Genomic DNA, 19,459 nt, shown 5'->3' with positions numbered 1-19,459 from the left:
GGACTCGTATTCCCGGGTGTCGACATGTGGAAAAGGTCAGCGGCTCACAGAACGGTGCCCACGCGACGGGATCGCGTGGGCACCGTTGAGCGCTCGGAGCAACGGGGCGACTTAGCCCCGGATGTCCTCGTAGAGAACGGTGGAGATGTAACGCTCCGCGAAGTCGCAGACGACCGTCACGATGAGCTTGCCCTCGTTCTCGGACTTCTTTGCTTCCTCGAGAGCGGCCCACACGTTGGCGCCCGAGGAGATGCCTCCCAAGATGCCTTCCTTGGCGCCGAGCTCGCGGGCCACACGCACGGCGTCGTCGAGGTTGACGTCGGTCACCGAGTCGTAGATGTTCTGGTCCAGGGTCTCTGGGACGAAGTTGGCGCCCAGACCCTGAATCTTGTGGGGTCCGGCCTTGCCTTCGGTCAACAAGGGGGAGTCGGACGGCTCCACGGCGACGACCTTGACCTCGGGCTTTTGTTCCTTGAGGTACTTGCCGGCGCCGGAGATCGTGCCGCCGGTACCGATGCCCGCGACGAAGATGTCGACGGCGCCTTCGGAGTCTTCCCAGATCTCCGGGCCGGTCGTGTCGTAATGAACCTGAGGGTTGGCCTCGTTCTCGAACTGACGGGCCAAAACGGCGTTGTCGGAGTTTTCGACGATCTCCGCGGCCTTATCCACGGCGCCACGCATGCCTTCCGCGCCGGGGGTCAAAACGATCTCGGCACCGTAGGCTCGAAGCATGACCCGGCGCTCGGTGGACATGGTCTCGGGCATGGTCAGGATGACCTTGTATCCGCGTGCCGCACCCACCATGGCCAGGGCGATTCCGGTGTTGCCGGAGGTGCCCTCGACGATCGTGCCGCCGGGACGCAGCTGCCCGGACCTCTCGGCGGCGTCGATGATCGCCTTGCCGATGCGGTCCTTGACCGAGTTCGCCGGGTTGTAGAACTCGAGCTTGACGGCGACGTTCGCCGGGAGGTCCTTGTCCAACTGGTTCAAGCGGACCAGCGGGGTGGCTCCGATGGCCTCGGTCACGTTGTTCAGAATCTTTGCCATGATGTCGCCTTTCGTCGTGAAAACATTCGGCAGGGGAACGGTTCTCTCGATCCACTACGGTAGTCCGCCGCGGTGTCAGACAGCGGGGTCGAGCCACATCTTGTAATATTCCCGGGCCTTCCGGAGCTTGGGACCGATGATGACCTGGCAATAGCCGCTATAGGGGTTCTCCCGTTCGAAGTCCTGATGGACCTCTTCCGCGCGGTAGAAGGTCTGCGAGGGTTCCAGCGTGGTCACGATCGGGGCGTCGAAGAGTCGTTGGGCGCGGGCGATCTGGTCCTCGAAGAACTTCTTCTCGGCCTCGTCCCGGTAAAAGAGGGCCGACCGGTACTGAGTCCCGATGTCGAATCCCTGGCGGTTGAGGCTGGTCGGATCGTGGGTCGTGAAGAACATATCCATGATGACGTCCTCGGGAACGACGTCCTCGTCGAACGTCACGCGGATCGCTTCGGCGTGACCGGTTTGACCGCTACACACCTCGGAGTAGGTGGGGTCTACCGTCTCACCGCCCGTGTATCCGCAGATAGACGACGACACCCCTCGCGTTCGTTGGTAGACGGCGTCGAGGCACCAAAAACATCCTGCGGCAACGGTGAATTCCTTCATAGGGACATTGTCGGTTCCGACACGGTGGTCCGTCACCAGGGTTTCGCTGTGGGAAGACCTATGACATGAGTAAGACTCCTGACGAACCGCGGCGGCTTCCATAGACTGAGACCCATGACTACTCCCAGCCTGAACGACGTCGTTGAAGCCGCCCACGAATTGTGGCCCGTCAGCCTTGCCCAGGACTGGGACGCCAGCGGGCTGGTCAGCGGGCATCCTGACGCCCCTGTCGACCGCGTCCTCTTCGCCGTCGACGCGGTGCAAGGCACGGCCCGCGAGGCCATCGATGCCGAATGCCAATTGCTCATCACCCACCACCCTCTGCTGATGCGGGGCGCTTCATTTTTGCCCTCCTCGAACGATAAGGGCCGCGTGCTCCACACCCTGATCGAGGGAGGATGCGGTCTCTTGGCCTCCCACACGAACGCGGACAGCATGCTCGGCGGGGTCTCGGACGCGTTGATCGAGGCGTGCGGCGTGGAATCCGCGCGCCCTCTCGGCGATCCGGAGGGGGAGACCGGCATCGGCAGGGTCGGCGATCTTCCCCACGAGACCACGTTGGGCGACCTCGCTCGTCGCCTGGCGTCCGTTCTGGTGCCAACGGCGGGTGGTCTGCGGGTGGCCGGCCCCAAGGACGGTACCGTGCGACGCGTCGCGGTATGCGGCGGGGCGGGGGACTCGCTATTCGACGAGGTCCGGCACGCTGGCGCGGACGTCTACGTGACCGCGGATCTGCGGCATCACCCGGCCTCCGAGGCCCGAGAGCGCGCCCTGATCGACGGTGGGGCTCCCTACCTCATCGACTGCTCGCACTTTGCCAGCGAGGAGCTGTGGCTCGCCCACGGGGCGCGCATGCTCCAGGAGAACCTCGCGGGCAAGGGATTCGAGGTCGAGATTCTGCTGAGCAGCGTGAATACGGACCCGTGGGATTTTGTCATCGTGCCGGAAGACGTTCCGGTTTCCGCGTCGACCGATCCCGAAGGATCGGGGTACGCCCGCTGAGGGCTGCCCGAGGGCTGCCCGAGGGCGGATCGCGGCGCTTAGACGAAAGGTGGACGGGTCGGAGCGTAAGCCGGGTCTTGTATCCGCCGCCGGTTGCCCAGGGCGGTGACGATCATCCATCTAGACCGTCGATTGCTCGACGGTTCAAGCGGTCTACCCGAGTGCTTGGGGCGAGCAGCCCTCGTAGCGCACTCTGTCTGACCTTGCTCCGAATGGGGTTTACCGAGCTTCCCGCGTCGCCACGGGAACTGGTGGTCTCTTACACCACCGTTTCACCCTTACCCGCCGATAGCGGGCGGTCTATTTTCTGTGGCACTGGCCTGCGGGTTACCCCGAGTGGACGTTATCCACCATTCTGCTCTGCGGAGCCCGGACTTTCCTCGAGGCGCACAACACGCCGCGCGATCGTCCGTCCGACCCGTCCGGAGGACAACTCTACACTGGGTGGAATGTTGATCTTGCTTCCGCCTTCCGAATCGAAAAGTGCCCCCGAATCCGGGTCGGCGTTGGACCTGTCGCGGTTGTCCTTCCCGGAACTGAGCGACGACCGTGCGGCCATGCTGAGCCGCCTCGTGGAGGTCAGCTCCCGCGAGGATGCCGGCGCGCTGTTGAAGACCGGCGCGAGCCTCGCCGGGGAGGTCCGCCGCAACCGGCGGCTCCCGGACAATCCTACGGCCGAGGCCATGGACATCTACAACGGGGTTCTCTACGACGCCTTGGGATACCGAAGCCTGGGCGACGAGGCGCGTCGTCGCGCCGACGGATCAATCCTTGTCTTCTCGGCCCTCTGGGGCGTGATCAGCCCCACCGACCGGATTCCCGCCTATCGGCTCTCGATCGGGGCGTCCATGACGGATGTGGGGACCCTGGCCTCGTGGTGGAAATCGCGTCTGACTCCGGTGCTCGATGCCGCCTCGGAGGGACACGTCGTCGTCGATTGCCGGTCCTCGGGGTACGCGGCGGCGTGGAAGGCGCCGGCGGATCGAAGCGTGTCGATTCGGGTGGTCCGGGAACGGGACGGCAAGCGCAGCGTCGTGTCCCACATGGCGAAGCATTACCGCGGTCAGGTCGCCCGGTGGCTCGTCGAGTCTTCCCGGCCGATCTACTCGGTTGACGATGTCGCCGAGGTGCTTCAACCTCAAGCTGAAGTGGAACTGGAATCGGCTGGTCGTCGCGGAGCGCAACTGACGATGGTGCTCAGAGACTGAGGACGTTCGGGCGATCGAGTCCCCTGAACGTCAAGTCAACGTTTAATCTTCGTCGTGACCGAAGGGGTCCTCATCCACGCCCGGCATCCACGTTTGGCCGGGGACGCCCCAGCCTTCCGCCTTGATTCTCTTCCGTGCTTTGCGGCTCCATCGGTCGTTGAGCCGATCCACGTAGAGTTTCCCGTCGAGGTGGTCCGTCTCGTGTTGCATGACCCGGGCAAACCAGCCGGTCGCGTCGAACTCGACGACCGCACCGAACTCGTCCTGGGCTTTCATGTGAATCCACTCGGCACGCTTCAGGGGGTACGCCAGGCCGGGCACGGAGAGGCAACCTTCTGCCTCCTCGTCCTTGTCGGGAGCGACCTCAGAGATCTTGCCGAGCGTCAGCTGGGGGTTCACGAGGACGCCCCGGTTGGGCGCGTCGTCGTCGTTGTCGTACGTGAAAGTGAAGAGGCGGAGGGGCACACCCACCTGGGTTGCCGCGAGGCCGACGCCGTGCGCGCGGTCCATGGTCTCGAACATGTCCGCGATCAAGGCCCTGAGGTCATCGTCGAAGTCGGTGACGTGGCGCGTGGGCGAGTGCAGGACGGGTTCACCGGTGATCACGATGGGGCGAATGGTCATGGGGGCTCCAGATGGGTGTGAGGAATGAACGGATCCCAGCGTATCCAATCCCGTTTCGAGGCCGCACGTCGGAGGGCCCCGGCGTCCTGGAAGCACCCGGTGAAATTCTCAGGTATTCTGAACACCGTTCAAAAAATGGGGTCGAGGTCCTCCGCCCCGAACGGTTCCGCCCGCACCGAGGGGCGGTGTTCAGCGAAACGGAGTTCAGTATGAATACAGTGTCCCGCAGTCGTCAGCCGCGCATCGAGTCGGCAACACGCTCGTCCACGGGGCGATCGATCGCCTACGTCGCCGTCTTCGCGGCCCTCGTGGCGGTCTTGGGGCTGCCCGGAAGCATCCCCTTGCCGGGCCTCGTGCCGATCACGGCGCAGACCCTGGGAGTGATGCTGGCCGGCGCGATTCTCGGTCCGCTGCGCGGGGCCGCCTCGATGCTCTTGTTCCTCGTCCTGGTCGCCATCGGTCTTCCGTTGCTCTCCGGGGGACGCGGCGGGCTCGGCGTGTTCGTCGGCCCGAGCGCCGGCTATCTCGTCTCCTGGATACTGGGCGCGGCCGTCATCGGCTGGGTCATGCGTTCCGGCAACGGCCGGCCAACCTGGGCCAAGTCGATCGTGGGGTGCCTGCTGGGCGGAATCGTCGCGATTTACGCCGTGGGCATCCCCGTCCAGGCCGCGGTCGCGGGCATGTCGATCGGTCAGGCCGCGATCTCTTCCCTGGCCTTCATCCCGGGCGATCTGATCAAGCTGGTGATCGCGTGCCTCGTGACGATGTCCCTCTGGAAGGCATATCCGAGGGCGTTCCAGCGGTGAATTCCCGCCTGACGCCGCTTCGAGGGCCTGACCACGGGCAGATTCTGCGGCAAGCCTTGGCGGTTCGCGCGGCGGGCGGGGTGCCCCTCGTCGGTGACGAGCGGTGGTCGGAGACTCGCTGGCGGGAGCTGGTCGACGCGGCCGTGGATGCCGATATACCGGACGAGGCCGATTGGGCCGTGCTGACGTCCGGAAGCACGGGGCGCCCCCGGATTATCGTGCGGACCCAGCGCTCCTGGGACGTGGCCTATCCGCGCCTGAACGAGGTGACCGGGATCGGCGCCGACGACCGCATGCTGATACCGGTCCACCCGGTCTCATCGATGGCGACCTTCGCCGCTTCCCACGCCGCGCATACCGGTTTCGAGTTTTCGGTTCCCCAGCACTCTCGCCTGGGTGCCGCCGATATTCTCGATGCCACGGTTTTGCACGGCACACCGTGGCACCTCAGCGACGCCGTCGATCTCCTCGACGCCGGATGCCCCAGCCGGCTCCGAGTGGCTCTGGTGGGCGGGGATCGTCTGCCGGCGGAGCTTAGGTCGCGGGCCGAACGGCACGGGATATCCGTTTACGGCTACGTGGGCGCGTCGGAATTCAGTCTGATCGCCGTCGACGCCGGAGACGGCGCGGAGATCTTCGAAGGCGTCGAGGTCGACATCCGCGACGGGGTGCTATGGGTCAAGACCCAGCAGATGGCGCTGAGCTCCATCGGCGGGGACGGAAACTGGAGGCGAGACGGGTCGTGGGCGACGGTCGGCGACCGGGCGAGCCTGAACGCGGGGCGTCTGGTGATGCACGGGCGCGATGACGACGCCATCCTGACGGCAGGGGCCACCGTGATTCCCGCGGACGTGGAAGCGGTGCTCAACGGATTACCGGGGGTGAGAGCCTCGCTGGTGGTCGGGGTGCCGAGCCGGCGGGCCGGGATGCTGGTCGCCGCGGCCCTGGAGATTGAGGGACGCGTCGATGAGGCGTTCCTTAAAAATGAGGCGGCGGCCGCGCTGAGCCCCGCGGAACGACCGCGTCGGTGGAAGATCGTCCGTACCTTGCCGAGGACCTCCGCCGGAAAGATCCGGCGGCTCTCGCCCGAAGAATTTTTAAGGCTGGCGGAGATCCGACCCGATATCGGCCAGTGACCACAATGCGAAGGAGATCCCGCATGCACGAGGTCGCCATCATCGCCGCCGCGCGCACCCCGTTCACCGGAAGGTCGCGGGGGCTGGCGAGCTACAGCGTCGATCAGCTTGCCGGTCGTGCGTTGCGGCACGTGGCCGAAGAAGCCGCCACCTGTCCCGACACGGTGATGCTAGGCAATTGCACGGGACCGGGCGGAAACCTCGGGCGCAATGCCGCCTTGGCCGCGGGATTTGGCACGGGATGCGTCGGGTGGGGGATTGACGCCCAGTGCGGCTCGGGCATGGTCGCCGTGATGCAGGGCGCGCAACACGTCCTCGGCACGGGCGAGGTCGTTGCGGCCGGCGGCGCCGAATCGGCCAGCACGGCGCCCGTGCGTTCGAATGGCGGTGAACCCTTTGCCAGGGCGCCGTTCGCGCCGGAAGGCTTCGCCGACCCGGACATGATCGACGCGGCCGATCACCTGGCGCGGGTCAAGGGTGTGTCGAGGCGTCGGCAGGATCTGTACGCCGTGCGGAGCCACGCCTTGGCCGTGGAATCGGAGGGAAGGGTCGGCGACGAACTCGCCCGCTTCCACGACCCCGCGACGGGCGAGGAGATCCTCGACGACGGACCGAGACGGATGACGGCGGAAACCGTCGCTCGCTTCCATCCGGTGAGGAAGGGCGAGGACGCGACGGTGACGCCCGCGACCGCGGCCCGGATTTCCGATGGGGCCGCCGCGGTGATCCTGCGTCCCGAGTCCGAGGCTTCCGGCCCGCGATGGATCATTCGGGCCTCGACGCTGACCGGTGGGGACCCCGCCTTACCCGGGATCTTGCCCGTTGCGGCCATTCAGAGGGTTATGGATCAAGCGGGAGTATTCCTTGGGTCGGTGGCGGCCGTGGAGATCGTGGAGGCTTTCGCCGCGCAAACCCTGGCTGTCCTGGATGAGCTGGGCCTGACCGACGGTGAGAACATCGACCCCCGGGTCAACGCGTGGGGCGGAGCCCTCGCGCTCGGACATCCCTGGGGCGCCTCCGGGGCGGCCGCCGTCGTGCGGTTGGCGCACCGCCTGCGGTCAGAGGGGCCGGGCTCTGTGGGAGTGGCCGCCTGCGCGATCGGCGGCGGCATGGGATCGGCATTAATGATGGAGTACACGGAATGACTATCAGCATCGGCTCGATGCACGTCCGCGTGGACGGTCAGCAGGGCCCTACCACCTTATTGCGGGATATCAACATCGATCTTCGGGCGCCCCGAACGGCCATTATCGGCGAGAACGGATCGGGCAAGTCGACCCTGGCCAAGACGCTCGCCGGCCTGGTCGCCCCGGCCGAGGGAACCGTGCACGTCAACGGCATCGACGCGGTCGCGGACCTGAAGAAGCTGCGCCGAGAGGTCGGCTTCGTCTTCGCCAACCCCGCGGCCCAGGTCATCATGCCGACGGTTCGCGAGGACGTCGCCCTGACCCTGCGCGGGCGGAAACTGTCCAAGAGCGAGATCGAACGCCGCGTAAACGACGCGATCGAGCACCACGAGCTGGTGGAGCTGGCGGATCGACCGTGCCACTCTCTCTCGAGCGGCCAGATGCAGCGGTTGGCCCTGTGCTCGGTTCTGGTGGGTCAGCCGGGGCTGGTCATCGCGGATGAGCCCACGAGCCTCCTGGACGCGAGGCACCGGCGCATCATCGCCGACAGGCTCCTGGAGCCCGCCGCGCCGCAGGTCATCCTCGTGACGCACGATCTCGACCTCGCGCGCCGGTGCGATGAGGCGGTTCTCGTCGCCGAGGGGCGGATCGAGGCGCAGGGCGACCCGGGCGACGTCATCGCTCGCTACGAGGAGATCCTCGGATGATTTCGCTCTACCAGCCGGGGCACAGCCCGATTCACCGGTTGCCCACCGGACTGAAACTCGTGATCTTCGCCGCGATCGCCTTGGGGCTCTCCTTCGCGCCCGCGACTTGGGCGACCATCGTGATCTGCGTGATTCTCCCCATCGTGGGCTACGGGGTGGCCGGTCTCGGAGCCCGGACCTTTCTGAAAGACCTTCGCGGGGTGGCCCTGTTGGTGGTCTTTCTCCTCGTCACGCAGTTGATCTTCCTCGATCCGATGGACGCCGTGCGCAACACCGTGCGCGTGGTGTCGATCGTGTTGCTGGCACAGGTGATCACGAGGACCACTCCCGTCCACGGGATGATCGAGACGTGCGAGCGGGTGCTGGGTCCGTTCCGCAGATTGGGGCTCAACCCGGAACGCGTCGGTCTGGCGATGGCGCTGACCCTGACCTCGGTCAATCAGCTCGGCAGCATCGTCCGTGACGTCAGGGATGCGCAAACCGCCAGGGGAGTCCGCATCGCGCCCTGGGCCTGGGTCATGCCGATGCTGATCCTGACCTTGCAACACGCGGATCAGGTGGGCGACGCGCTGGAGGCCAGGGGGATCGGCGACCACGAGGATGTTGAGGAGTGACGGCTCGGCCCGAGACCGGTGAGGATCAGGGTTAAAAGAATGAGGCCCCGCCTCGATCCGGAGGGACCGAGGCGGGGCCTCATCGTGCTGGGGTGAGCGACGGGGTTTGAACCCGCGACCTCCTGGACCACAACCAGGCGCTCTGCCGACTGAGCTACGCCCACCACGCCGTCGACGATCTCATGACCCTGTGGGCCCGCGATCGGACAACGAATAAGAGCTTACATGAGCCGCGCCGGACGGGCCAATTCGAGGGGCGTCCGAACGGGTGATAACTCTCACACCGCGTCCGACGGCGTGCTCATTCAGCCGTCGGTCGAGGAAGCCCCGCTCACGCGCTGGGCCACGGCACGTGCCGCCTCCGAATCCGGTCCGGGCTGGGGGACAAAGACGGCCTCACGGTAATACCGCAGCTCGGTGATGGAATCTCGGATATCGCCGAGGGCGCGGTGATTGCCGGTCTTTTCGGGGGACTGGTAGTAAGCCCTCGGGTACCAGCGGCGCGAGAGCTCTTTGATCGTGGAGACGTCGATGATGCGGTAGTGCAGGTGGTCGATGACCTGCGGCATGTCGCGGACGAGGAACGTCTTGTCGGTTCCGACCGAGTTTCCGCCCAGCTGAGCCTTGGCGGGCTCGGGTACGTACTTCTTGATGTGATCGAGCACCTGCTCTTCGGCCTCGCTCATGGTCATGCCGTTGCCCAGCTCGTCGAGAAGGCCCGAGGTCGTGTGCATGGTGCGGACAAAGTCGTTCATCTGCTCGACCGCTGCCTGTTCGGGCTTGATCACGACGTCGAGTCCGTCGTCGAGAATATTCAACTCACCGTCCGTGATGAGGACCGCGACTTCGATCAGGGCATCGTGCGCCAGATCCAAACCGGTCATCTCACAGTCGATCCATACGATTCGTTCATTTGAAATAGACACAATGACAACCTACCGCGCCCGGGTGCCTCGGGAAGCCCCCGACGAGAATGAGTTGGGCAACCTGTAAAATCGTTCGGAGCCTCGACAGCGGTTGCGGCGAAACACGATTCGATACACGGCAGGGGGAAGCGTGAGCCACAGCGCACGGCTTCGGCAACGACGGCCCAAAGAACCGCGGTTTGTTCAGCGAAGCCCCTTGCGAACGGTCATCTTCGGGACGATCGGGTCCCTGATGATGATGGTCGGGTCCTTCGGCATCGGCTGGCTCGCTCCGATCTCGCAATTGCGCCTCAAGGATTGGGTCATTTCCCTCCGGTATACCGATGGGGCGGTGGTGCTGTGCATCGTGATCACCGCCGTCGGTGCCATGGCGCTGACGCGAGAGTGGATGCGCCTGAGCCAAAAGGTGAACTGGGCCGAAAAATCGGCGACCAGGTGGGTTACCGCCGCCATCGTCAGTTGGACGGCGCCTTTATTGGTCGCGTTTCCGTTGTTCAGCCGCGACGTGTATTCGTATTTTGCGCAGGGCCGTGTTTATCAGTCCGGGCTGAATCCGTATGAGTCCGGTGTGTCCTCGGTCAATAACTTTCTCCAGAACGGCGCCGATCAGCTCTGGAGCCAGTCCCCGCCGCCGTACGGGCCCGTCTTCCTCTGGATCGAGGACCTGGTGGTGCGCGTGGCAGGGGATTCGCCGGACGTCGCCTTCTACCTTTTTCGGGGCGTGTCCCTCCTGGGGGTCGTCCTCATCGCGATTTTCCTTCCCAAGCTGGCCCGGATGCACGGGGTCAACCCGACGCGGGCCGCCTGGCTGTGCCTGGCCAACCCGATGTTTCTGGTTCACTTCGTGGTCTCGGCGCATAACGATGCGCTGATGATCGGTCTGATGATCGCGGCGATCTACGTGTCGGCCCGGTGGCGGAATACCGCCGGCGGGCTCGCCGGAATCACGATCACGACGATTGCCATCGCGGTCAAGCCGATCGCGTTGCTCGTGCTCCCGTTCATCGGTCTCCTGTGGGCCGGGCGTGGGGCCTCGTGGCCCCGGCGCTTCGTGTACTGGATCCTGACCGCCGGCATCTCCCTGGTCGAGCTGTGGGCCATGGGCGTGGCCAACGGGTTCGGTTTCGACTGGGTGGGTGCCCTGTCGACGACCGGCGGCGTGTGGATTTGGTACGCCCCCGTCGGCATGCTCGGATTCCTCGTGAAGTTGTGGGGGGACTCCCTGGGGCTGCCGGGCGGAGACCTGCAATCTTTGGTCTTCAAGGTCGGCCAGATGATCGGGGTGCTCGGCGCCGGCATTTTGGCTTTCGTCGGCCGCGACGAGAAGATCATTCGCCGGCTGACCATCGGCCTGACCCTGGTGGTCATGCTCAACCCGATGATCCAGGCCTGGTACGTCGTGTGGCTGATCCCGTTCTTTGCGGTGACCGGCATCAGGGCGGACTGGCACGTGGACTTCTTCCTGCTGACGACCCTGTTCTTCATGATGTGGGCGGTCTCCGACCAGCTCGACGTCTTCCCTTACCTCAGCCTGGACCTGAACATGGGACGGCTCGTGGCAGGCGTCGTCGCCTTGATGTACGGGCTGTACATCATGTTCATCGATCCCTCGACCCGAAGGGTCTTCCGACGGGAACATCGGGCCAGCGTCATCATCTGAGGTCGGCGAGTGGAGGGCGAGGGCCAGGCGCTGTATTCTAGGTGAGGCCCGAGCGGCCTCGCCTCAGTAGCTCAGTGGATAGAGCAGGAGCCTTCTAATCTCTTGGTCGGGGGTTCGACTCCCTCCTGGGGCACCACAGCAAAAACCCGAAATGTCGGACCGCAAACCGGCACAAAGGGTAAGACGCAAACGTTACCGTCAAAAAGACGCACACCATTGTGCATACCCTTCGCAGAAAACGGCCCCGGCCAGGAATGTTCCTGACCGGGGCCGCATTCGTATGACGCCGTTCCTGCCGTCGGTGCTAAGGCGCGTCCGTTGAGAGCCCGCCGGCATCAAGGGCGTTTCCGATGGCTGGGGGCGACTAAATCCGAATCGACTTCGTGATCACCGGCAGTGTTTGGTCACTATTGCCTTTGGCGGAATTGTCGGCGTTGGGCGTGCTGGCCGATGTGGGCGATTCAGCGCCTCGTGTCTCGGCGGACTGCTCGGGGAGCGGACGATCTGCGGACGTATTATCGGGCATTGTGATTCTCCTTAAAGGGTGATGGGGCCGCGCGTGAACTGAATCCGATTGCCGTCGACGGTGACGTCTCGGGTTGCGTAGGCCTGAATGCCGGCGGTGCAGGCGGAATAAGTGGTCAATGCGGCCGTAAAGCTGGGGTTCGAGCTGGCCAGGAGGACATTGGCGTCGCTCTTGAAAGACCAGGTACCCGAATACTTCGTGGTGTAGGCGGTGAATCCCGCTTTTGCCGGCGCGGCGGTGTCGACCACCGGTATTGACCACGCACCATTATCGGCCTGAGCCTTCCACGTGAGGTTGCCGAGGCTTGAGGAGACGTAGTAGGTCAGCGAGGCATTGGTGGCTTTCGAGGTGGCCGAGGCCTGCTCGATCCAGATGCCTCGATCGGGATACGCGCCAACACCTGAGAGCGTCAGGGCGCTGGTGGTGTTGCAGGATTTGCCCAGTGTCACCCACCCCTGGAGGCCGGGCTGTGCCGACGCGGCGTACGTGGGGGTCGCGGCGGCAGCGGCGATGATGGGCATCGACCACGCGGTGCCCTTGGCGATAGTGCGTCGAGAAGGGGCGGACATTCGGGTGGGGGACATAGGGTTCCTCGAAGTCAGGGGGAGGCTTATTACCGTTGGGTATCTTACCGGGTGGTAGCCGCCGTTGCGCCTAGTCACCGCGGTATGCCGCCGGAGGTGAGGATCACAGCTGGCGCGCGTACGCGTCTCACCATGCGGGGAACCATCGCCCAGGCAGGCTCGCCGGCCGTATCCTGCCGGGATGACGGAACCTTATTCCCAACGCTCCCTGCAGGACTACAGCCACGGGCATCACCGCAGCGTCTTGGCCTCGCATGCGACCCGAACCGCGCGGAACAGCTGCGGATATTTCCTGGACAGCATCGCGCCCGGCGACCGGATCCTGGATATCGGGTGCGGACCCGGGACGATCTCGACGGATCTAGCCGGGATCGTCGGGGCCACCGGGTCGGTCCTGGGCATTGATGTGTCGGGCGTTGCCGTCGAGGAGGCCCGGTCGCACGCGCGGGCGAGCGGGGTGCCCAATGCCTCCTTCGAGGTGGGGGACCTCTTCGGCCTGGCGGAAGATGCCGGAGGATTCGACATCGTCCACGCCCATCAGGTGCTTCAGCATCTGTCGCGGCCGGTCGAGGCGCTCCGAGCCATGGTGAGGCTCTGTCGCCCGGGAGGCATCGTGGCGGTGAGGGATGCCGACTACGGCGCGATGACGTGGTTCCCGGAATCCTCGGGAATGGACCGATGGCTATCCGTCTACTCTTCTGGTGCGCGTCTGCGCGGGGGCGAACCCGACGCGGGTCGTCGATTGCGCCGGTGGGCCCGGCTTGCCGAGGCGAACGTAGCCTCGATTGGAACCTCCACGTGGACCTATGCCACGCCGGAAGATACCGCGTGGTGGGGCGGGAGTCAGGCCGAAAGGGTGAGGTCGTCGAAATTCGTCGAGCAGGCGCGCGAACAAGGCGTGGATCAGAGTCAGATCGACGAAATGGCCGCGGCCTGGCAACGATGGGGCGACGACCCCGACGCGTGGTTCTGCATGGTGCATACCGATTTGGTTCTTCGGGCCTAACCGGCAGGACCCGAGGCCACTTACCCAGGGTGGGTGCGGCCTCAGGCGGGAGGGCCCGCGGCCCGGGCGTTCAGTCCTGCGGCCTGGACGGCAGATGGTTCCCGGCAATCATGCAGCGAATGGAACCTCCGGCCGATTCGATCGTCGAGACGTCGACCGCCGTGATGCTGACGACCTCTTCCAGCGAGCGCAATTGCCGGTCCGTGAGCGAGCGTTTCGCCGTAGTGGACATGATGAGCGCGGGTCCATTGACGCCTGAGACCTCCAGGCAATTGCCCGCGAACTGATGGATCTGGTCCTCGGTCAGGTCGACGACGCGACGCCCGCTGGCTTCGAGGGATTCGATGACCCATTGGCGTTCGGTTCGATCGCGGATCATCTCGGTGCCGATGACCGCGATGCGCGTTCCCACGGACATGAGGACATTGGTGTGATAAACCGGCACGCCGTCCCGGTCGGTGGCGTCGAAAACCACCGGCCGGTAACCCAGATCGGCACAGAACCGGTCCAGGACCTCCGTGGAGACTCGCTGGGATCGGCACACGTAGGCAATCCGCTCGAGGTGGTCCAGCACCATGGCCCCGGTTCCCTCGAGATACTGATCGTCGGCCTCGGAGGGGCTGTAGTCGATGACCCGGCAGACCCGGCCGGAGGTGCGGAGGTGATCCAAGATGTCCTGGCGACGCTCCGCCCTCCTGTTGGGGGCGTGCATGGGGAAGACGACGACAGTGCCGTCGTGATGAGTGGTGAACCAGTTGTTGGGGAAGACGCTGTCGGGGGTTTCCACCGTGGGGTCCTCGAATATGGTCACTCCCACGCCGATTTCCCGGAGCGCCTGGGCCACGTCCGACACCTCGTCGAAGGCGCGTTGGGCCACGGGCACGGTATCCGTGGAGGGGCGGCTCTGGAACCTATTGTCGGTCTCGGTCATGGGGTTCGGCACGAAGTGATGAGGCCTGACGAGAATCACGCGTTCCGGACCTTGCCTGCGCGGAATTGCGGCTTCCTGAGGCTCGGGGCGGCGCTCGTCGATGGCCGTGCGGTCCGGACGGTCAATTGTTGATTGGCTCACGTGTCGGCTCCTCCGTGATCGAGATGATGATGTCTGGCGCAATGACTCTATGGGGCAACAGTCTGGATGCGATATATCAAATTTGATAACAGATTGGAACGATGACCATCACCCTGTAACCCCAAGGTGATCAGATTGCCATGCGAGAGGGCCGACCGAACCGCCCGCGTGGGCCGCCAGGACCCATATTCGGAGACCCGGCGGTCGACACGTGGCAAAATTTCCTCAGGAGTTTGCCGTCGGAGCGGTCCGCCGGTGAAGCATGAAAGGTTCATCCATGACGCGTTGTTCATCTCTTCCGCGCCGGACGTCGGCAGCCCTCTCGGTCGCCGTCATCCTGGGCCTCGTGAGCGGTTGCTCCGTGGCCGACAAGCCCAGCGAGGCGTCGTCCTCGCCGACGACGACCGCCAGCCATGCCCCGGCGGGCACGAGCGACGGCGCGGGCGAGGGGAGCGAGGAGACCAACCGGGTGCGACGAGCCGTCGAATCAGGCCTCCAGGGGGACCCCACCGAACGGGCGCTGAGGCAGGCACTGGTGAACGCGGGATGGGCCGACGAGAGCATCGAAACAGGTCAGAACACGACCCCCACGGGCCTTGACGTAGACAATGTGGACGCCGCGATCTCCCATGAGGGGCGTTGCCTTCTGGTCGACGTGCGCCCCGATCGGACCGTGACCGTGACGGAAGCCCCGCCAATGGCCGACGGGCGGTGCCTGATCGGCGGGGTCCACAACGAATAATCGGTGGATTTGCCGACGGCCGGTGTTCATGAGCGCGGTGGCCTGAACATTCGAGCGCTACTCACCTCGTCGTGATGGCCAGGTCAGGGCCTGGGCATAGTAGCCTGGGAGGCATGGCTGAATTTATTTATACGATGTCTAAAGCCCGCAAGAAAGTGGGCGACAAGGTCATCCTGGACGATGTGACCATGTCGTTCTATCCGGGCGCCAAAATCGGCGTCGTCGGACCGAACGGTGCCGGTAAGTCGACCATCCTCAAGATCATGGCAGGCCTCGATCAGCCGTCCAACGGTGAAGCGCGGCTGAGCCCCGGATACTCCGTCGGTATCCTGCTCCAGGAACCGCCGCTGAACGAAGAGAAGACCGTTCTGGGTAACGTCGAAGAAGGCGTTGGCGAGATCAAGGGCAAGCTGGACCGCTACAACGCCATTTCCGAGGAAATGGCCAATCCGGACGCCGACTTCGACGCGCTGATGGAAGAGATGGGCCAGCTGCAAGGCGATATCGACGCCGCCAACGCGTGGGACCTGGACAGTCAGCTCGAGCAGGCGATGGACGCTCTCCGTTGCCCGCCCGGCGACGCGATGGTCAGCAACCTCTCCGGTGGTGAACGTCGCCGCGTGGCCCTGTGCAAGCTCCTGTTGCAGAAGCCGGACCTATTGCTCCTGGACGAGCCGACCAACCACCTGGACGCCGAATCGGTGCTGTGGCTCGAGCAGCACCTCGCGTCGTATCACGGTGCGGTCCTGGCCGTGACCCACGACCGGTACTTCCTCGACCACGTGGCCGAATGGATCTGCGAGGTCGAGCGAGGCCGTCTTCACGGATACGAAGGCAACTACTCCACCTACCTCGAGACCAAGCGTAAGCGCCTGGAGGTCCAGGGCAAGAAGGACGCCAAGCTGGCTCGACGCCTGGCCGACGAGCTCGACTGGGTCCGGTCCAATTCGAAGGGCCGCCAGACCAAGTCCAAGGCCCGACTCGCGCGATACGAAGAGATGGCCGCGGAGGCCGAGAAGACCCGTAAGCTCGACTTCGAGGAGATCCAGATTCCCCCGGGGCCCCGCCTCGGAAACCTGGTTATCGAGGCCGAGAACCTGCAAAAGGGGTTCGGGGATCGAAGCCTGATCAAGGACCTCTCCTTCTCGTTGCCGCGTAACGGAATTGTCGGCGTGATCGGCCCGAACGGTGTCGGTAAGTCGACGCTGTTCAAGACGATCGTCGGCATGGAATCCCTCGATGGGGGAGACCTCAAGATCGGTGACTCCGTCAAGATTTCCTACGTCGATCAGAACCGGGCCAATATCGATCCGGAGAAGACGCTGTGGGAAGTCGTCTCGGACGGTCTGGACTTCATCCACGTGGGCCAGGTCGAGATGCCCTCCCGGGCGTACGTCTCGGCCTTCGGCTTCAAGGGTCCCGACCAGCAGAAGAAGGCCGGCGTCCTGTCCGGCGGTGAGCGCAACCGCCTCAACCTGGCGCTGACCCTCAAGCAGGGCGGAAACCTTCTGCTCCTCGACGAGCCGACCAACGACCTCGACGTCGAGACCCTCGCATCTCTCGAGAACGCGCTCCTGGACTTCCCGGGTTGCGCGGTCGTGGTCTCGCACGATCGGTGGTTCCTCGACCGGGTCGCGACCCACATCCTCGCCTGGGAAGGCACCGAGGAAGAACCGGACAAGTGGTACTGGTTCGAGGGGAACTTCGAGTCCTACGAGGAGAACAAGGTCGAGCGACTCGGCCCGGAGGCCGCACGGCCGCATCGCCTCACCCACCGTCGCCTGACCCGCGACTGAGATCAGGCCATGTCACGACGACGCCCCGGTCGCCACCCGCTGAGGTAGCGACCGGGGCGTCGTCGTATCTGCCCGGAACCCCGACCCGTCGCACCGCGATGGCCGGGGCCGCCCCGATCTACGAGATGTCTTCCTCCGGCACGCGCACGAGAGCCTCTTGCGTGGTCGTTGCCACGAGCTCTCCGTCGCGGGAGAAGATCCGGCCGCACGCGAGACCTCGGGCGCTCGAGGCATTGGGCGAGGTCTGCGTGTAGAGAAGCCATTCGTCGGCCCGTGCCGGGCGATGCCACCAGATGGCGTGGTCCAGGGACGCCAGGCTCAATCCCTCCTGCGCCCAGATGAACCCGTGGCGTCGAAGGATGGGATCCATGGGCGTGTAGTCGGAGGCGTACGCGATGGCCGCGCGATGAATCCTGGGGTCGTCCGGTAGCCGCCCGTGGGTCTTGAACCACACGGTATTGACGGGCTCGTGGACTTCGGACGGGCGCAGATAGATGGGGTCCGTGACGTGGCGGATCTCAAAGGGGCGGCCGCGGACCACGCGCTGGGCCATCGGATGATCGATGCCGCCCCAGAGTTCCTCCGAGCTCTTCAAATCCTCGGGCTCGGGGATCCCCGTGGGCATAGGCTCCTGATGCTCGATCCCGCGCGCCGGCTGCTGAAAGGACGCTATGGCCGAAAGAATGACCTCGCCGTTCTGATACGCATGCACCCTGCGGGCCGAGAAAGACCTGCCGTCACGCATGCGCTCCACGCCGAAGGTGATGGGCTGCGAGACGTCACCGGGGCGCAGGAAATATCCGTGCATCGAGTGAATGGGCCGTTCCGGATCCACGGTTCTGCTCGCGGCCATGACCGACTGCCCGAAGACCTGGCCACCGTAGACACGGGGCGTTTCCGGGGCGATCGTGCGCCCGACGAAAATGTCCTCCGTGGTGCGCAGCGGATGATCGGGTTCCAGGGAGAGCATGCTGACGAGAGCTCGCGTGGGGTCATAGTCGTCGGAAGGGAACTGGGTTTCGTCGAATGTGGTCACATGTGCATCCTATGGCGGTCTCGTCCACAGTCATAAGCCGCAATGCTGAGTCGCGGGGCTCGTGCGACTCGCGGGAAGGTCCATAATGGACGGGCACATTCTTGATTCCGAACCCGAGAGGGACTCTCCACCCGATGCGCCATGACCGGCTACGCCTCGCGGATATCCGCCAAGCCAAAGACCTCGCTACCTTCTTGTCACGGGTCAAGACCATCGAAGCGACTGCCGCGGTGCGGCTTCAGGCCCGGGGAAGGTCCTTGGCGGTCTGGGCCCCGGTCATGAGCGCGGAGACGCTCCTCGATACGGTACCGACGGTCCTCGGCATGCGGGCCCTGCACCTGGCCCATCAGGCCGAGGCCGACGCGACCGTCGAGGCGTCGGCGGTGCTCGACCGCCTCGCCCGGATCGAGAGCACCGACGGCGAGCTGTCGATCCCTCCGGCCACCGTGACGGCGGCCTGGGCCGGGGTCATGCCGCCGACGAGGGGGTGGACCGAGCAGGGACGCCTCGACGCCGAGAGCATCGAGCGCATCGCCCGGGACGGCATCCGGGCGGTGGAGTCGGCGCTGCCGGTCAATCCGGGCAACGCCGTCCTGAGCACGGTGCGGTCGCGCATCTGGGGCGAGGAGTCCGAAGACGGAGTCGTCAGCGGGGCCATGTTCGGTGCCACGGTCTTGGGGTTCAACGAGACCGCTGAAGGGTTCACCGTCTACGCCAATGGGCCGTGGCGGCGCTTGTCGAACTCCCGCGGGCACATCGTTGCGAAGCCGGCGACCGCGCTCTAACGCCGCGATGGCTGCTCCGGGGCGGAACGATTACCCGGGCGTATTGGTCATGGCGTGCGCCGCACGTTCGAAATATCCCCAGATCATCCCGTCCTGCAGGGGCGGAAGTTCCAGGCAGTCGAGGGCCTCGCGCATGTGCGTGAGCCACCGGTCCCGTGCCCAGGAGTCGATCGTGAAGGGCGCGTGCCGCATCCGTAACCGCGGGTGCCCCCGTTCCTTGCTGTAGGTGGTGGGGCCGCCGAAGTATTGCTCCAAGAACATCTCGAGCCGGCGGCGGGCGGGTTCCAGATCGGATTCCGGGTAGAGCGCCTTGAAATCGGGGTCGTTCTCCACGCGCCGGTAGAACTCGGTCGTGAGGCGTTGGATCGCGGGGTGACCACCGAGTTGTTCGTACATCGTGGGAACGGGAGAGGCCGGACTCGTCATGCCTCCATAGTGCAACGACGAGC

General features: G+C 65.1%; 20 protein-coding genes, 2 tRNA genes and 1 other RNA gene. 13 read left to right on the top strand and 10 right to left on the bottom strand.

Annotation, left to right across the window (positions count from 1 at the left end; all coding sequences use genetic code 11):
• Positions 1-111 precede the first annotated feature (111 nt).
• Together cysK and msrA are read right to left on the bottom strand one after the other, a co-directional pair.
• Complete coding sequence (cysK, locus tag CURSPS6_RS04565) at positions 112-1,047, bottom strand: cysteine synthase A (RefSeq protein ID WP_030014456.1); 936 nt, start codon at positions 1,045-1,047, stop codon at positions 112-114.
• Between the two features lie 75 nt (positions 1,048-1,122).
• Complete coding sequence (gene msrA / locus CURSPS6_RS04560; protein ID WP_030014454.1) at positions 1,123-1,653, bottom strand: peptide-methionine (S)-S-oxide reductase MsrA; 531 nt, start codon at positions 1,651-1,653, stop codon at positions 1,123-1,125.
• A 114-nt stretch (positions 1,654-1,767) separates the two neighbouring features.
• On the opposite strand from msrA, the gene CURSPS6_RS04555 reads away from it, so the two are divergent.
• On the top strand, positions 1,768-2,655 hold the full coding sequence (locus tag CURSPS6_RS04555) for a Nif3-like dinuclear metal center hexameric protein (protein WP_030014453.1): 888 nt from the start codon (positions 1,768-1,770) through the stop codon (positions 2,653-2,655).
• 50 nt (positions 2,656-2,705) lie between these two features.
• Here CURSPS6_RS04555 and rnpB read toward each other — a convergent pair.
• Positions 2,706-3,076, bottom strand: an RNA gene (gene rnpB, locus CURSPS6_RS09425) — RNase P RNA component class A.
• 28 nt (positions 3,077-3,104) lie between these two features.
• Here rnpB and CURSPS6_RS04550 point away from each other — a divergent pair.
• Positions 3,105-3,863 (top strand): YaaA family protein, encoded by a 759-nt coding sequence (locus CURSPS6_RS04550; RefSeq protein ID WP_030014452.1) that lies wholly within the window; start codon positions 3,105-3,107, stop codon positions 3,861-3,863.
• Positions 3,864-3,905: 42 nt separating this feature from the next.
• On the opposite strand, the gene def is transcribed toward CURSPS6_RS04550, so the two are convergent.
• Complete coding sequence (def, locus tag CURSPS6_RS04545; RefSeq protein ID WP_030014450.1) at positions 3,906-4,487, bottom strand: peptide deformylase; 582 nt, start codon at positions 4,485-4,487, stop codon at positions 3,906-3,908.
• Positions 4,488-4,696: 209 nt separating this feature from the next.
• Between def and CURSPS6_RS04540 the strand changes: the two genes are divergently transcribed.
• From CURSPS6_RS04540 to CURSPS6_RS04520, 5 genes are read left to right on the top strand one after another with little or no spacing between them, the layout of a single operon-like run.
• Entirely contained in the window at positions 4,697-5,293 is a 597-nt protein-coding gene (locus CURSPS6_RS04540) for a biotin transporter BioY (RefSeq protein WP_152978055.1), read from the top strand.
• A complete protein-coding gene (locus tag CURSPS6_RS04535) occupies positions 5,290-6,429 on the top strand; it encodes an AMP-binding protein (protein WP_051687630.1) in 1,140 nt (379 codons plus the stop codon). The genes CURSPS6_RS04540 and CURSPS6_RS04535 overlap by 4 nt, the downstream gene beginning before the upstream one ends.
• A 23-nt stretch (positions 6,430-6,452) precedes the next feature.
• On the top strand, positions 6,453-7,574 hold the full coding sequence (locus tag CURSPS6_RS04530) for a thiolase family protein (protein ID WP_035810189.1): 1,122 nt from the start codon (positions 6,453-6,455) through the stop codon (positions 7,572-7,574).
• On the top strand, positions 7,571-8,263 hold the full coding sequence (locus tag CURSPS6_RS04525; RefSeq protein WP_030014444.1) for an energy-coupling factor ABC transporter ATP-binding protein: 693 nt from the start codon (positions 7,571-7,573) through the stop codon (positions 8,261-8,263). Before CURSPS6_RS04530 ends, CURSPS6_RS04525 begins: the two co-directional genes overlap by 4 nt.
• Positions 8,260-8,877: an energy-coupling factor transporter transmembrane component T family protein gene (locus CURSPS6_RS04520; protein WP_030014443.1), complete on the top strand. Its 618-nt coding sequence runs from the start codon at positions 8,260-8,262 to the stop codon at positions 8,875-8,877. Before CURSPS6_RS04525 ends, CURSPS6_RS04520 begins: the two co-directional genes overlap by 4 nt.
• A gap of 88 nt (positions 8,878-8,965) precedes the next feature.
• On the opposite strand, the gene CURSPS6_RS04515 is transcribed toward CURSPS6_RS04520, so the two are convergent.
• Together CURSPS6_RS04515 and orn are read right to left on the bottom strand one after the other, a co-directional pair.
• Positions 8,966-9,041: transfer RNA gene (locus tag CURSPS6_RS04515), tRNA-His, on the bottom strand.
• A 141-nt stretch (positions 9,042-9,182) separates the two neighbouring features.
• Entirely contained in the window at positions 9,183-9,803 is a 621-nt protein-coding gene (gene orn, locus CURSPS6_RS04510) for an oligoribonuclease (RefSeq protein WP_082470069.1), read from the bottom strand.
• Between the two features lie 130 nt (positions 9,804-9,933).
• Here orn and mptB point away from each other — a divergent pair, with 130 nt between their 5' ends.
• A complete protein-coding gene (gene mptB / locus CURSPS6_RS04505) occupies positions 9,934-11,463 on the top strand; it encodes a polyprenol phosphomannose-dependent alpha 1,6 mannosyltransferase MptB (RefSeq protein WP_152978054.1) in 1,530 nt (509 codons plus the stop codon).
• Positions 11,464-11,523: 60 nt separating this feature from the next.
• Positions 11,524-11,599: transfer RNA gene (locus CURSPS6_RS04500), tRNA-Arg, on the top strand.
• A gap of 401 nt (positions 11,600-12,000) precedes the next feature.
• On the opposite strand, the gene CURSPS6_RS04495 is transcribed toward CURSPS6_RS04500, so the two are convergent.
• The gene (locus tag CURSPS6_RS04495) at positions 12,001-12,573 is read right to left on the bottom strand and encodes a hypothetical protein (protein WP_030014439.1); all 573 of its coding nucleotides are present in this window, start codon (positions 12,571-12,573) and stop codon (positions 12,001-12,003) included.
• A gap of 181 nt (positions 12,574-12,754) precedes the next feature.
• Between CURSPS6_RS04495 and CURSPS6_RS04490 the strand changes: the two genes are divergently transcribed.
• The gene (locus CURSPS6_RS04490) at positions 12,755-13,579 is read left to right on the top strand and encodes a methyltransferase domain-containing protein (protein ID WP_051687629.1); all 825 of its coding nucleotides are present in this window, start codon (positions 12,755-12,757) and stop codon (positions 13,577-13,579) included.
• A 70-nt stretch (positions 13,580-13,649) separates the two neighbouring features.
• Here the strand turns inward: CURSPS6_RS04490 and ctlX are convergent, their stop codons facing one another.
• Positions 13,650-14,651 carry a citrulline utilization hydrolase CtlX gene (gene ctlX / locus CURSPS6_RS04485; RefSeq protein WP_200910827.1) on the bottom strand — a complete coding sequence of 334 codons (1,002 nt, stop codon included), beginning with the start codon at positions 14,649-14,651 and terminating at the stop codon, positions 13,650-13,652.
• Between the two features lie 277 nt (positions 14,652-14,928).
• Here ctlX and CURSPS6_RS04480 point away from each other — a divergent pair, with 277 nt between their 5' ends.
• Together CURSPS6_RS04480 and ettA are read left to right on the top strand one after the other, a co-directional pair.
• Positions 14,929-15,393, top strand: a complete 465-nt coding sequence (locus CURSPS6_RS04480) for a DUF6993 domain-containing protein (RefSeq protein ID WP_051687628.1) — start codon at positions 14,929-14,931, stop codon at positions 15,391-15,393.
• A gap of 113 nt (positions 15,394-15,506) precedes the next feature.
• Positions 15,507-17,189, top strand: coding sequence for an energy-dependent translational throttle protein EttA (ettA, locus tag CURSPS6_RS04475; protein ID WP_030014435.1), 1,683 nt, complete (start codon positions 15,507-15,509; stop codon positions 17,187-17,189).
• Positions 17,190-17,307: 118 nt separating this feature from the next.
• Here ettA and CURSPS6_RS04470 read toward each other — a convergent pair whose 3' ends face one another.
• Entirely contained in the window at positions 17,308-18,159 is an 852-nt protein-coding gene (locus CURSPS6_RS04470; protein WP_051687817.1) for an acyl-CoA thioesterase, read from the bottom strand.
• A gap of 200 nt (positions 18,160-18,359) precedes the next feature.
• Between CURSPS6_RS04470 and CURSPS6_RS04465 the strand changes: the two genes are divergently transcribed.
• Positions 18,360-19,010: a hypothetical protein gene (locus tag CURSPS6_RS04465; protein ID WP_030014433.1), complete on the top strand. Its 651-nt coding sequence runs from the start codon at positions 18,360-18,362 to the stop codon at positions 19,008-19,010.
• A gap of 30 nt (positions 19,011-19,040) precedes the next feature.
• On the opposite strand, the gene CURSPS6_RS04460 is transcribed toward CURSPS6_RS04465, so the two are convergent.
• Positions 19,041-19,436, bottom strand: coding sequence for a globin (locus CURSPS6_RS04460; protein WP_030014432.1), 396 nt, complete (start codon positions 19,434-19,436; stop codon positions 19,041-19,043).
• Between the last annotated feature and the right edge of the window lie 23 nt (positions 19,437-19,459).

This window comes from Curtobacterium sp. S6, from assembly GCF_000710345.2.
Classification (GTDB): Bacteria; Actinomycetota; Actinomycetes; order Actinomycetales; family Micrococcaceae; genus Rothia.
The sequence above is the reverse complement of the archived record's forward strand: the minus strand, read 5'-3'. Positions and strand labels throughout refer to the sequence as shown.

Bases quoted from the DNA above. Each gene is read 5' to 3' on its own strand.
- cysK (WP_030014456.1), bottom strand. From the start codon at position 1,047: ATGGCAAAGATTCTGAACAACGTGACCGAGGCCATCGGAGCCACCCCG.
- msrA (WP_030014454.1), bottom strand. From the start codon at position 1,653: ATGAAGGAATTCACCGTTGCCGCAGGATGTTTTTGGTGCCTCGACGCC.
- CURSPS6_RS04555 (WP_030014453.1), top strand. From the start codon at position 1,768: ATGACTACTCCCAGCCTGAACGACGTCGTTGAAGCCGCCCACGAATTG.
- CURSPS6_RS04550 (WP_030014452.1), top strand. From the start codon at position 3,105: ATGTTGATCTTGCTTCCGCCTTCCGAATCGAAAAGTGCCCCCGAATCC.
- def (WP_030014450.1), bottom strand. From the start codon at position 4,487: ATGACCATTCGCCCCATCGTGATCACCGGTGAACCCGTCCTGCACTCG.
- CURSPS6_RS04540 (WP_152978055.1), top strand. From the start codon at position 4,697: ATGAATACAGTGTCCCGCAGTCGTCAGCCGCGCATCGAGTCGGCAACA.
- CURSPS6_RS04530 (WP_035810189.1), top strand. From the start codon at position 6,453: ATGCACGAGGTCGCCATCATCGCCGCCGCGCGCACCCCGTTCACCGGA.
- CURSPS6_RS04525 (WP_030014444.1), top strand. From the start codon at position 7,571: ATGACTATCAGCATCGGCTCGATGCACGTCCGCGTGGACGGTCAGCAG.
- CURSPS6_RS04520 (WP_030014443.1), top strand. From the start codon at position 8,260: ATGATTTCGCTCTACCAGCCGGGGCACAGCCCGATTCACCGGTTGCCC.
- CURSPS6_RS04495 (WP_030014439.1), bottom strand. From the start codon at position 12,573: ATGTCCCCCACCCGAATGTCCGCCCCTTCTCGACGCACTATCGCCAAG.
- CURSPS6_RS04490 (WP_051687629.1), top strand. From the start codon at position 12,755: ATGACGGAACCTTATTCCCAACGCTCCCTGCAGGACTACAGCCACGGG.
- CURSPS6_RS04480 (WP_051687628.1), top strand. From the start codon at position 14,929: ATGACGCGTTGTTCATCTCTTCCGCGCCGGACGTCGGCAGCCCTCTCG.
- ettA (WP_030014435.1), top strand. From the start codon at position 15,507: ATGGCTGAATTTATTTATACGATGTCTAAAGCCCGCAAGAAAGTGGGC.
- CURSPS6_RS04470 (WP_051687817.1), bottom strand. From the start codon at position 18,159: ATGCTCTCCCTGGAACCCGATCATCCGCTGCGCACCACGGAGGACATT.
- CURSPS6_RS04465 (WP_030014433.1), top strand. From the start codon at position 18,360: ATGCGCCATGACCGGCTACGCCTCGCGGATATCCGCCAAGCCAAAGAC.
- CURSPS6_RS04460 (WP_030014432.1), bottom strand. From the start codon at position 19,436: ATGACGAGTCCGGCCTCTCCCGTTCCCACGATGTACGAACAACTCGGT.